Genomic DNA, 13123 nt, shown 5'->3' on the forward strand with positions numbered 1-13123 from the left:
ATGTCTTTTCGATACCCTCCACATGTACTTTGACATCAGTGCTTTGCTCCTCACTGGCCAGTATTTGAATCCTATTTCTAGATCTGTTACCCGTGCCAGCTCGTGCTGCTGACTGCTCGGGAATTTCACTCAGCTATTGCGTTTCAACTCTGCTGCAATCCCTTCAGCACCGGCTGCTGACATTCGATGCTGGTCTTTTGTTTGCTTCGCTTTTGCTAACCGCTGTCTTTCATCTTCGATATTATGAATCGCTCAATCAGTCAGTTGGCGATCGCCACTTCTGGTGTCGTCTTTGCCTTAGCCGTAGTCGATATTTCACCCACTCGCGCCGCATCTCTATGGAGTTTTGACTTCCAAGGAGATTTTGGCGGCGGCGGAACCATTGAACTGGACTTGGGGCAATCCAACTCTAATGGCAATGGCTTTCTCGTCACCGCCTTGGATTTCGAGTTGGATTTTGGGGGAGGTATTCTTCAGGCGATTGTTTTAGAGGATTTTACAGAGCTATTTGGATTTCCGGTCCAAGACATCTTTTTCGATCCCACCAATCCCGCAGCAGAGCTGACAAACGAATCAGTTGGGCTGGTGGCTCCTGGTTGGTCGGGTTTCACAGCTCTAGGGGCATCCATATCGTTGGACGGAAATAGTGGACCCGCTGCGCCCACATTGGGCGGAACCATTGTGTTCGGTGACTTGACGGGGAGCTCCAGCTCCACCTGGACTGCGGCTAAGATTCCCGAGCCTCTCACAATCCTGGGAAGCCTGCTCGCGGTTGGAATGGGCTGCGGTTTGAAGAAGAGGCGATCGGCCAAAACAAACTAGGCATTTCCCCCTTCCTTTTCACTCGCAAAGGGTCTGGCTTTTCCCTAAAGTCTTGCCAACGTTTAGAGAGACTTGGGCCAATTGGCCAAACAAGCTCCCGAAATATTTTTACGCAAATATTGCTAAACCTCCGCTGCAAGGAACATCATGCCTGCTCTTCCTACCACTTCCTATCCACTCGCGATGAATCTCGATCGCTCAGTCAACGGCACCTCAAACATCCCCGCAGGGCCATTCGATCTCGATAACTCGTCGATAGATCTCGCCGGGGGTCATTCCTCGGGATCGTCCTTACAACTCTCAACTGAAACGTTAACCTTATCCTCTTTTTCAGTATTGAGTAGTCCTAACATTATTGACGGTACAGCCGGAGTGGATGTCTTGGGCGGTTTCTCCGAAGCCGATGTCATGGCTGGAACAGTTGCCACTGCCGACGATATCATTACGGGCTTTGGCTCGGGCGATCTTCTAACAGGCAATGGCGGTAACGATACGTTTGTGTATACCTCACTCTCCGATCGCATCGACACCATTACAGACTTCACCACCGCATCTGCCGGGTTGCCCGATGAAGCCGATCTGATTGACTTAACAGACCTGCTGAGTAGTTTAGGCGTGACGGGACAAGGGGCGCTCGGTTCGGGTTTTGTGAACTTCTTCGAAGTATCCTTCGGTACCTACATCACCATCGATCCCACAGGCGCAAATGGAGCGGGTGGAATCATCCCGCTCGCGTTGGTTCGGGGCGTATCTGAAGCCGATCTCAACGATCCCAACAACTTCTTGCCGTTAGTCGCAGCCCCCGATGCTGTTGCAGATGCCTTTGATGTCACCGGTAACATCGGCATTGATGTTGACTTTAGCGGCAGCCTGCTCGGCAACGACACTGGCGATGCCTTTACCCTGACTAGCTTTGGCGCGACTGCGGGCACTGCTGGCGGTACAGTAGCTAACGGCGCAAACACTGTCTCAACCAGCAACGGCGGCTCTGTTGTCCTCAATAGCGATGGCACGTTCACCTACGATCCGGGGGCAGGGTTCACAGGCACCGACTCTTTCTTCTACACCCTTGAAAACGGCGGGGGCTTTGACGTTGCAGAAGTGACCCTCGCGGTGAGCGACTTAATCTGGTTTATTGACAGCGGCACAGGCGGCTCTAGCGATGGCACATTAGCCAACCCCTTCACATCGATCGCCGATTTCAATGCAGTGAATAATGGCGCGGGCAATAACCCTGGTGTCGGTGACAACATCTTCCTGGCAACTGGAGCGGGCACCTACACCGACGGCATTATCCTGCAAGACAACCAAACCTTGCTCGGGCAAGGAGTCGCGGGCACAACCCTCGATGCGGAGTTTGGCATTACGTTGGCTGCGTTTAGCAATTCTTTACCCTCCATCAACGGCATCCGACCCACCATTAGTAATGGCAGTGGCGACGGCATTTCCCTGGCTGCAGGCAATACGATTCGCGGCCTGGATATCGGCGATGCAGCCGGCTTTGGGATTAGCGGTGCTGCAGTCGGCAACCTGACGATCGGCGAGGTCAGCCTGAACAACACCCTGGGTGGCGGCTTCAATGTGGGCACCTCGGGCAATCTGGGGGTAACCTTCGACAGTCTCTCTTCTGGCGGCGGTACCAACGGTGTGAACTTGGTTGGAACGACGGGCAGCTTCGCGGCGAATGGCGGCAGCATCGGCGGTTCGAGCGGCACCGCCTTTAATGTCAACGGCGGCACGGCGAATGTGACCTATGAAGGCACCCTCAGTCAAACCAATGCAGCGAGCACAGTCGCTGTCAGTAACAAGACTGGCGGTACCGTGGACTTCAATGGAGCCATTATTGCAAATACCGGCACGGCAACCGCGATTAATCTGACGAACAATACGAGTACAGCGGTTAATTTTGACGGCGGTCTAGATATTGATACCGCCAGCGGCACGGGCTTCAATGCTATAGGTGGCGGTACGGTCAATGTAACGGGTGCTAGCAACACGATTAACACCACCAATGGGATTGGCCTGAACCTGGCCGGCACCACATTGGGTGCCAGCGGCGTCACCTTCCAGAGCATTTCAGCCAGCGGCGGCAGCGAAGGCATTCTCATTCGTAACGGCGGCACTACCGGTTTCTTCACCGTCACGGGCAGCGGCAGTATTGATGGTTCGGGCGGCACCATTCAAAACACCACCACCAATGGCATCCGCATTGAGAATACGAACAATGTCACCCTCAACAACATGACGCTGCTGAACGCCAATACAACCGATACAGCAGCCAACACCAACGCGGCATTAGAGCTGACCGACATCATCGATGTTGACATTGATAACTTAAGCATTAGCGGAACCACTGAAGACCACGGCATCTTTGCCACCAACGTGACGGACTTCGACCTGTCCAACAGCACGATTCAAAGCGCGGGCAATGGGCTGAACGAGCACGGTATCTTCTTGGTCGACCTGCGAGGGACTGCTGCTGCCGGGACGGCAAACACGATCGCCAATACCGACGTTCTGGAATCGGGCACCCACAATATCTTTGTGAACAACACCGGAGCCACCGACCCTGGCAATCTGGCGAATCCCGACCAACTGACCATCATAGGTGGCAGAATCTTGGGCCTCGGTCTCACTCCAGGAACAACTCAGACCAGCGGTCTACTGATCCAGACCTCCGGTAACGCCAATCTCGACGCACGGATTTCGGGCACCACCTTCGAGCGCAATGCAGCCAATGCCATCAACTATGCCGTCAGTGGCAACAGCGATGTGCAAACCAGAGTTGAGAATAGTCAATTCCTGCAAGGGGTAGATCAACAGTTCTCAGGCATTGTCGGTGGCATCACAGACACCGCTAGCTTCCAATTTGTGTTCGACAACAACAACATCACGGTGGGCGAAACAGGAGGTGCGGAACCCTCCGGCATCAATATCTCCGCAGGAGACACTGCCACAGTTTCAGGCACGTCCTCCAATAACACCATCACTGGCGGCTCTATTGTGGGTATCCAGTTTGTCCAGCAAGGAGACGGTTTAATGGTGGTTGCGATCGACAACAACAATATCACGCTGTCTGGTTCGACCAACGGCAGCGGCATTGAGCTGGAGGCAGAGAGTGGCAGCGGTACGCTGTCGGCCACGGTTACGAACAACACGATCGTGAACTCAAACACGGGCTTTTTAACCAACGGCATCTTCCTGCAGGCTGGGAATGGCGACGCTGGCGAGAGCAGTACCTTGTGCGTCAATATAACTGGCAACGATGTCTCAATACCCAATGTGCCTGCGAATGGCGAGTATGCACTGCAGCAGTTTGTCAACAATACCTTCCAGCTCCAGGGTTTTATGGGTGCCGCCAATGATGCGGCAGCAGTGCTCTCCTTTGTCGAGCTGAATAACGTCGCCGGAGACGCTGTTTTGGACCCGACTTTTGTTAACTATACGAATGCTACTTGTGCAACTCCGTAGGTTGCCCTGCGATCCAGGTGGCTTATACCAATTCTGATTAATACCGCTACAGATCTGGCCCTCACCCCCAGCCCCTCTCCCAAATTTGGGAGAGGGGAGCAATGGAAAGTAAATCTAGTTCAAAAGGCAATGCCCCCCTCGCTTGAGGATAAAATCCTCAACTCCGCGATGGGTACAGACCCTGCAAGGCAATAATAAAGTTTATCGCCAGAAAAGGCTGCAGATTGTTGTGGGCTTGACTGCCGCCAGCGTTTGGCAAAATGTCAGGATCCATAGCGACAAAATTACTATTTGAATTACTCTGGTAGGCTTGCCCCGAGCCAACGCCAGCAAACGCACGAGTTACAGGGTCGCGAGAATTAGCTGCGGTGAACTGACTGGGTGTCACCGCCATCATCGTGTGGCTGTGGGATGGCATTTGTGCCTCACTCAGGGTGACAGTTTCAACACCAGCTCTTTGGCCCAATCGACGTGCGGTGAGACCGGGACCTCGCCCCGGATGCATGGGCGCACGCCCCTGTAAATTGGGCAGAGCTGTTGTGGTGCGGCCATCGCCACCATAGGTCGTGCCGATCAGCGAAAACAGAGCCGTGTTCTGGGAAATAGGCAAAAGCTGTCCATTGCAGAAAGCCCAACTGCGAGGGGCAAAGTTGCCTGCAAAGATACGGATTTCAGCGATAAAGGGTTCTGACATAGGTTTTTCTCAACTACGGGATGGATAGATGCCAAAAAGAGCAATGATGAAGTTAATGCAGAGAGTCGGCATCAGGTTGGTGTGACTGCGGCTGCCACCCACATTCGTGACGATACTGCTTGCCATTGCTCCATCAGGTGTTGCTTGCCGGTAGATATCTCCACCAGACCGAGCCACGATATTGCCAGTCGGATTGCGTTCGGTACCTTGATTGTCGGTCGCGATAATGTTGTGGGTATGCGACGGCAACTGATTCACCGTGAGAGTCACCGTCTCAGACCCGGCTTTTGAACCTAGCCTGCGAGGGGATAAGCCGGGGCCGCTACCTGCATGGATAGGAATGCGACCCCGCAGATCGGGTAGACCGAAGGTCGTGCGCCCGTCGCCACCATAAATGGTACCGAGCAGGCTGAAGAGGGCATCGTTTTGCGAAACAGCTAATAATTGACCATCGCAAAAGGCCCAACCTCTGGGAGCAAAATTGCCTGCAAACATGCGGATTTCACCTACAAATGGTTCGCTCATACCAAGTTCTCCTGCTGATGTTTAATTGCGAGAGGGAAATAGACCTTGCAGGGCAATACAGAAGTTAACCGCGAGGTAGGGCTGCATATTTTCGTGCCCCTGCCCTCCACCCACGTTGGCAATGACGCCAGAAGCCATATTGGCAATGTTGGTCGATCTAGGTGCATAAGGGGTCGATAGATTGTCACCCAAGGTGTTACCGATGGGGGTCTGAGCGTTAACTAGAGTGCTAGATACTTCCACCGTGTGCCTGTGCTGTGGCATTTCAGCGGCGCTCAGTGTGTGTGTCTCCTCGCCCCCTTTTTGCCCCTGACGATGACTGGTCCCATTGCTCGCACCGACATGAATGGGGGTGCGCCCCCTCAAGTCGGGCAGGGCAAACGATGTGCGCCCGTCGCCCCCATAAGTGGTGCCTAACAACGAATAGAGCGACTGGTTCTGGTTGATAGGTAAGATCTGCCCGTCGCAAAAAGCCCAACCCCGAGGGGCAAAATTAAATCCCACCATTCGGACTTCTGCCAAAAAAGGTTCAGACATCAGTTAAGTTCTCCAAAAGGGATAGTGTTGGGGTCAATTGAAGTGGGAAACATGAATGGATGGCAACCACTCCATCAAGTAATAGACACCCGCGTCGCCGATTCGATCGAACCCCAGTCGGCGATAGAGGCGCATCGCCGGGTTAAACTGCTCGACGTGAATTCGAACCGCTAACCCTTCCTGCCGAGCCTGCGACAAAATTGTCGTCAGAATGGCCGAGCCCACGCCTCGGTTGCGCTCGGCACTCAGCAGTGCAATATCGATAATGCGAAACTCGTCCTCCCAGCGAGCAATATAGAGTCGTCCGATGGGGCGATCGCCTGCGCAAATAATCAGAAACTCGGCATCAGCATAATGTTCTTGATAATGACTGTGCTGAGCGTGGAACTGCATTTGCAGAAAATCAGCCTTTTGCTCGTCATTCCAATCCACCATCGCCATTTCTTCGGCGCGGGTACTGGCATAAACGCGGGCTAAAAAGGGCTCGTCATCCGGGCAGGCGATCGCCCTAAATCCAATCTCGCGATCGCCTAACTGCGAACTTTGCTGCAGCAGGGCAGTGGCAATGGGAAGCGATCGCCCCTCCTGCGATGTTTCGAGGCGATCGCCAGTGGCCAAACTGTCTCGATGTTGACTGGGCATTCAGGTCCTCACAATCACAACCGCTCGCTCGACTAGGTGAAAACCGCCTCGTATTCAACCCCCTCAGCATCGGCCCCAACCGGCACGAGAAAGATATCTGCTGCACCGATACGGTCGTGCTGGAGACGATAGATCTGCTGATCGAGCAAAGGTTCGCTCGGCCCCAAAAACAAGAGAGAGAAAGGCTGGCTGCGCAAGTTGGCACTCGACCCCCCAGACGTTGGACGAGAGGGCAAGTCGCTCACATCGATTAACTCGAATTCAAGCGGAGGGCGATCGTCTAGAGCCAATGAAAACTTTTCCTTCAGGCAATCCGAAAAGTCTTCTCTGGTTAACTCTTTCAGCATATTTGGCTAACTCCCAAACCATAGATAGATAAGATGCCCAACTCAGCCTTCACCATCGACCGCGAGAATCGGACCCCGATCGCAGGCGATCTCAGGCGATTGCTAAGTCATCCGACAAACAGTCTAGTCAAAAAAATACTCGAATTGGCCTATATTCAAAGTTCATACCCACTCATATAGGTATATCCCCAGACAAAGAGCAGTAAATATACAGACAAGATCGCCCCGTTAATAACAATCCTCAGCTTATACAACACCAACTCTAGGCAATTGGAGGAATAGATACTTGCACTACTGATACGGGCAAGCATAAAAGCCAACTACCTCTACTGAAAGCCCATGATACTAGATCGACTCTCTCTGTCGAGAAAATGCTTGTATTCTTTAGATTTACGTTTAATGTATTCATTTTTGTTCGTGCCTACTTCGACAAATGTTAAGAGGTTCGAGATAAATTGAGTTATCGTCGGGAGAGATTCGCCGAGCGCTACTGACAGGCGATCGAACCCCTGAATCGGGAATTCAGGTTGTTGCCCGACAGGTGGCAGCCTCCCTGCAGGCGTTGTTCCCAGCCGCCTGAGAGACAAATAGCTCGTGTAGGAAATAGAGCGGGCTTTTCGATTCGACCCACGCAAGGTCCTCGCTGCAGGAGAACAGAAAACAGGTCATCCGTTAAACAATCAATATTTTCTCTGTTCGAATGGAGTTCGATAGAGACCCATGCGCGATCGGCCCCATCTCTGCCGCCCGCCGTCCGAGTTCAGATGTCCGAATTCAGATGTCCGAATTCAGATGTCCGAATTCAGACCCGTACTGATAGGCTTGCGCTCTTATCGCTATTTACTTTCAATTAGCACCCGCGTGCCTGTTTTCTCTGTATATCCGGTAAGACCGAAGTTAAGGCACGATAAGTTTTACTCTTACCAAAAAAAAAGAATGCTACGATCCCATAACGGTAATAGCAGCACTACAATAGAAGCTACTCAGTTTTGAATTGAGTTTGTTTACTGTGAGGAGCACATAATGTTGTTTATCAATCAGCAACGAGCCTTACTGGCTGGATGTCTGAGCTTGGGGGCGATCGCCCTGAGCTTCGGTGGGTCTGCAGAAGCTCAAACGGTTCGGCCTCAACAGCTAGCCCAGGTTACTTCCGTCTCTCAACTGTCTGACGTGCAGCCCACCGATTGGTGGTTCTCGGCGTTGCAGTCTTTAGTCGAGCGTTACGGCTGTATTGCCGGTTATCCCGACGGTACCTATCGCGGCAACCGCGCCCTCACCCGTGGCGAGTTTGCGGCAGGTTTGAATGCTTGCTTGGACCGCATCAACGAGTTGATTGCCGCCGGCTTGGCTGACAAGGTCTCCCGCGAAGATCTCGCCACCGTTCAGCGCCTGCAAGAAGAGTTTGCGGCCGAGTTGGCTGCGCTGTCCGGTCGCGTCGATGCGTTGGAAGCCAAGACTGCTGAACTAGAAGCCAATCCTCTGGGGTTGAACGCTACCACTAGTAAGCTCGGATTCCAGGTGACCACCGGCATCTTCGCAGCTAGCGAACCCGGCGGTGCCACCAACAATGCCATCATCCCCTACGAAATCAACGTCGATTTCGACACCTCTTTTACGGGTGAAGATCTCTTCCGCATTCGCCTGCAAGCTCGGGAAGTCTCGCAGTTTGACGGCGACCCGGTTGGCTTCCTGTTCGGGCCGGCGGTATCTGGGGCTGGGTCTGATATCAACGATGATGTCAACCTAGAGAATGTCTTCTACAATTTCCCCCTCTTCAACGGTCGTGTCGATGCCACCTTTGGCTTGAACGACACCACCCCGGGAGACACCTTTGTCTTTGGCGTGCCCTTCCAGCCCCTGTCTGACTTTGCCGACTTACCCGATGTGGTCTATGACGGCGTTGGCGATACCTCCCTTGCCTTTACCTGGGAAGCGATCGAAGATTTATTCTTCGTCTCCTACGGCTTTGGTGCTGGCGATCCGAATGACTTCACTGATGGTCCAGCAAGCTCGGTGTTTGGCGGTGGCTTCTTTGCTGGACCGACCGTTCATGCTGCAGAACTAGCCTTCACTCCCACCGATACCTTGATAGTGGCACTGGCTGGAGCACTCACCGCTCGCGGTCAAGCAGGGGCTCCCACCGGTTTTCCTTTGTTTGCCGACACGGACTTTGCAGCGGCTTCCATCGGCGTGACGTGGGAAATCACCCCTGCAGTTATCTTCTCGGGTTGGTACGCACGTACCTTCGTTGAGAGTGGTGGCTTCGACGACTTCGATGACTTCTTGGCTGGCTTTGCCTTCCCCGATTTGTTCATCGAAGGGGCTGATGGTGGCGTCGTTGTCGGCAGTCCCGACAGTGCAACTGCTAATCTGATTGCAGATGACGATGGCGACTTCCCCTTCTATGCAGAGGTTTACTACAACTTCCCCATCACCGATAACATCACCATCACCCCCGGGGTTTACTACATCACCAATGTAGATGGCGATGACGATGACATCATTGTGGGTGGCGTTCAGACGACCTTCAGCTTCTGAAGCTAGCGCTTGTTAGAGTTCGGGAGATAGCCACTCTTTAGACAGCGCATTTGCCTGCCTCTGGAGAGACTTTCGAACCGGTTATAGAAACAGCCTGGGTGCCCGCCCGGGCTGTTTCTGTCTGAATTGCGCTTTTGAGTTCCTCCAACTAACGCTGTCAAGTCCTGCATTCGCCCCCTAAATCCCCCATTCTGGGGGACTTGAGCACAGTGCCAGTTAGGGTTGGGGGCCTGAGAAGACGATCGGCGATCGCGATGATTAGAGTTGTGGAACGAAACCAATAACCTTTCGGAAGTCCCCCACTGGTGGGGGATTTAGGGGGCCGAGTGCAATGTCTGAAAACTCCAGAGGTCGACCTCATCTCTAAAAGCCACACCAACCTCATGCGCATGTGGGTCGAGGTTTAACCCAATGACGCCAGAAGAAACTCAAAAACCTGCTTCTTCGTATTAGAATTTCGGGATTGAGGAACAAACCCCAATTCAAACTGGGGTCTGTCTGTTTTTTCTCCACGGGCTCTATAGGGTGCGCAGAAATCTGACGATCGCTTGACGATCGCCTTCTGGCATCTCTCGAAACGCTTGTTTTGCTTGTTCGGCCTCGCCACCGTGCCACAAAATTGCCTCTTCCAATGTATGTGCCCGACCGTCATGCAGGTACTTCGCGTAAGGCAAAACCGTTTGAGTCACTCCAATGCCCCAAAGGGGCGGAGTACGCCATTCGCTACCAGTCGCCTCAAAATCGGGACGGTTGTCTGCCAAGCCTGCGCCCATATCGTGCAACAACAGGTCGGTGTAGGGGTGAATGGTTTGGTTCGAGAGTTCTGTGTACTCGGGGTGGGTGCTGGTGCGCAGTGTAGGAATGTGGCAGGCCGTACATTGGGCGCGATCGAACAGTTGCTCGCCCCGTTGGACCACTGGATCGTTTAATAATGTACGCGCGGGAACCGCCAGCGATTGAACGTAGAAGGTAGCAGTTTTGAGAGTGTCTGCATCGATATCGCTGGAGCCATCGGCTGAAGGAAACATGGGGCTGGTTACACCCATATCGCCAAGATAGGCAGCGGCACTTTGCTGCAAGAGATTGGGTTGGTTGGCCTTAAGGCCAAACCGTCCTAGGGAAGTAGACTGCTTCCGAACATCCCAGACGGTGTTAGGGCGACCGGAAATACCATTGCCATCGAGGTCTTCAGGGTCTGCCATTGCCAAAATGTCTCCTTCGGAAACCGCCTCTAGCAACCCTAAGCCAAACACGGGCGGAGGCAAACGCAGAGAGGTTTTGACGGTATCGGGTAGCGGACTGCCATCAGCCAAGCGGATATGGGCTTTGGGCGATCGCAAGCTATAGCTAGTGCCGTCTTCGTACTGCCCCATACTCTCGATCCATTCGAGTTCGACCGTAGCTTCGGGGGGAGCACCATAGATGCCTCGGTCCTGAATTTGAGTGCCCAATCCAGGTACGGGGGGAGTGTTATCGCCTGGAGCTGTAGGCTCGGCCTGATAGTGAGTGGTGGTGGTTGGCGATCCGGCGATCGCTTCATCCTGACTGACGCGAACCAGAAGTTGACCTTGGGCGGGCAAGCCGCGACCATTGCGAATGTGACACCCCGCACAAGTCGTATTGTTGAAGTGCGGCCCCAAGCCGGGATTAACAGTGGCTGGGGCTGTGACGAAAACAGCTTCGAAAGCCACATCTCCTTCTGTATGGAGATCTATCAGTTCTTCACTGAGATTGGCTGAGGGTTGTTCGTAGGCATGGGAGCTGCGAATGAACGTAGTGGTCTCGCCACCCGCTAAGGGGATGTCAGCCAAGGCGACGATCGCCTCCTGCGAGTCGGGGACAGGATCGGAGGCGGAGACGGGGGAATCAATGAAGTGCGACAATACTATGCCTACCACAATTGGCAGAACAGTCAGAGAGACGAGCTTAAATAATTTCTGCTTTGTGCGACGCCAGACAACAGGGAGCATGATGATAAATCTCGCAATGGCTGCACTATTGTTCAAATACGCGCAGTTCCCTTGACGAACTGTGCAGTTCGCCAGAGTTAACTCTGGACAATGGGCAAGATGTCATCTTCAACCACTTCGAGGGCAGCCAGCACGGCTATCTGAGCCCTAGACAATTGGGCAAAGGCAGCGGGTTGAGACAGCTTAGCTTCAATGCCGATAGGAATCGCCTCGATCGCCTCAATGGCTGCATCCAGCTTGGCGCGGAACTCGGCATCCACATCGGGATCGACACTGGCGATTAGATCGCTCAGGCTGGTAGTGCCCTCGCCACCTTCGCCGCCTTCGATGGAGGCTTCATAGGCAAACTTGATGCCGAGCATGTTGTTTCTAAAGTCGTTCACCGAGGTATGGCTGAATCGACTTTCAAAGCCGATTGCTGCTTGAGTGGAGAGGGGATCGCCAATTTTCTCGTTGCCCACTTCGTCCAGTGCGCCCATTATGCCAGCGACAATTTCCACCACCGCTGCCCGAGCAGTCAGATAGGCAGGATTGTCATCATCGCCAGCGGTGACTAGGACTTCGCGGTAAGGTGGATTGCCTTCAACTCCATCCACCCAGCTTTGGAGCAGTTCGGTGGCGGTGGCGTTAAAGGCAGGTGCCAGCACAGCCAAAAATTCGAGGTCGCGATCGCTAAAGTCTGACAGCGATTTATCGTTGTCTAAACCGAAGAGTAAGAACTCGATGGTGTGAAATCCTTTCTCGGTGGTTTGTAGATTTTCTACGTACTCCAGAGTCAGCTCGTCGTCACTGGCGAGAATGGCTCGCACATCCGTTTCGTTAACGGGCCAGTCGTCGAGATCGCCGTCATAGCCGAGAGAGCTGGCTGGACCGAAGGCAAAGGATTCACTCTGTTCCCAAGGAAAGCGAGCTTCAATCCAGGTGCTGCGAGCAGTTTCCAGAGTGGCCTCAGTAGGATTGCGGGTGAATGTAGTGACAGCAGTTTCTAGCTTGCCAGCCTCTTCTACCAGCGCCTCATAGGTCGGGATGATGACTTTGTCGGTAAAGTCAGTGGCGATCGCAACGCCTAACTCGGGGTCAGCCATTTCGTTGGGGTTGGCAGAAATCTCCGCACCCTCTTCGCCACCTTCACCGCCTTGCGCTATCAGTAGCCCTGACAGTGCATCAGTCTTGTCTATCGTAATGTCGTGGCGATCGCCCAGTCCTATTTCGAGAGTCTCTTCAGTATCGATCTCAGCCGCGATCGAAGTGGGGGATATTGCGAGGCTGACACCCGCAAACACAAACGTACCGATACCAGTCCAAATCTCGATTCTCTGGCGCATGTCTCAATGCCCTCACATAGTGCAGCGGACCTGGATGCATTGAACTGCCCAGCCGCATCCAGCCAACGCATCCTTAATAATAGATATTCTCATCTAAGAGTAAACCACAGATTTGAGAATTAATCGCAATATTTTTTGGAAGCTCTTCTCCATATCCTCAACAGCCATCGCCTGATTCTCTCTACTGATAGGGAGTCTGAGAGAATTGATTGGTTGACGGATTAGATTCCTCGTGGAGCTATTGAGAACCAT

General features: G+C 53.3%; 10 protein-coding genes. 3 read left to right on the plus strand and 7 right to left on the minus strand.

Annotation, left to right across the window (positions count from 1 at the left end; all coding sequences use genetic code 11):
* The first annotated feature begins 243 nt into the window (after positions 1-243).
* Both SYN7336_RS21750 and SYN7336_RS21755 read left to right on the plus strand, forming a co-directional pair.
* Entirely contained in the window at positions 244-822 is a 579-nt protein-coding gene (locus tag SYN7336_RS21750; RefSeq protein WP_017328063.1) for a PEP-CTERM sorting domain-containing protein, read from the plus strand.
* A 147-nt stretch (positions 823-969) separates the two neighbouring features.
* Complete coding sequence (locus tag SYN7336_RS21755) at positions 970-4293, plus strand: Ig-like domain-containing protein (RefSeq protein ID WP_083885847.1); 3324 nt, start codon at positions 970-972, stop codon at positions 4291-4293.
* Between the two features lie 157 nt (positions 4294-4450).
* Here the strand turns inward: SYN7336_RS21755 and SYN7336_RS21760 are convergent, their stop codons facing one another.
* Genes SYN7336_RS21760 through SYN7336_RS21780 form a run of 5 tightly spaced genes read right to left on the minus strand, consistent with a single transcriptional unit; the run spans position 4451 to position 7038 of the window.
* Positions 4451-4987 (minus strand): phage tail protein, encoded by a 537-nt coding sequence (locus SYN7336_RS21760; protein WP_017328064.1) that lies wholly within the window; start codon positions 4985-4987, stop codon positions 4451-4453.
* Positions 4988-4996: 9 nt separating this feature from the next.
* Positions 4997-5512, minus strand: coding sequence for a phage tail protein (locus SYN7336_RS21765; protein ID WP_017328065.1), 516 nt, complete (start codon positions 5510-5512; stop codon positions 4997-4999).
* Positions 5513-5533: 21 nt separating this feature from the next.
* Positions 5534-6049 carry a phage tail protein gene (locus SYN7336_RS21770; protein WP_017328066.1) on the minus strand — a complete coding sequence of 172 codons (516 nt, stop codon included), beginning with the start codon at positions 6047-6049 and terminating at the stop codon, positions 5534-5536.
* A gap of 33 nt (positions 6050-6082) precedes the next feature.
* A complete protein-coding gene (locus tag SYN7336_RS21775; RefSeq protein WP_017328067.1) occupies positions 6083-6691 on the minus strand; it encodes an N-acetyltransferase in 609 nt (202 codons plus the stop codon).
* A 32-nt stretch (positions 6692-6723) separates the two neighbouring features.
* Positions 6724-7038, minus strand: coding sequence for a hypothetical protein (locus tag SYN7336_RS21780; RefSeq protein ID WP_017328068.1), 315 nt, complete (start codon positions 7036-7038; stop codon positions 6724-6726).
* Between the two features lie 1023 nt (positions 7039-8061).
* On the opposite strand from SYN7336_RS21780, the gene SYN7336_RS21785 reads away from it, so the two are divergent.
* Positions 8062-9576, plus strand: coding sequence for an iron uptake porin (locus SYN7336_RS21785; RefSeq protein WP_017328069.1), 1515 nt, complete (start codon positions 8062-8064; stop codon positions 9574-9576).
* A 518-nt stretch (positions 9577-10094) separates the two neighbouring features.
* On the opposite strand, the gene SYN7336_RS21790 is transcribed toward SYN7336_RS21785, so the two are convergent.
* Both SYN7336_RS21790 and SYN7336_RS21795 read right to left on the minus strand, forming a co-directional pair.
* Positions 10095-11459, minus strand: coding sequence for a di-heme oxidoredictase family protein (locus tag SYN7336_RS21790; RefSeq protein WP_227498559.1), 1365 nt, complete (start codon positions 11457-11459; stop codon positions 10095-10097).
* Between the two features lie 164 nt (positions 11460-11623).
* Positions 11624-12871 (minus strand): imelysin family protein, encoded by a 1248-nt coding sequence (locus SYN7336_RS21795; protein ID WP_017328071.1) that lies wholly within the window; start codon positions 12869-12871, stop codon positions 11624-11626.
* Positions 12872-13123: the final 252 nt, after the last annotated feature.

This window comes from Synechococcus sp. PCC 7336 (assembly GCF_000332275.1).
Lineage (GTDB): Bacteria > Cyanobacteriota > Cyanobacteriia > Thermostichales > PCC-7336 > PCC-7336.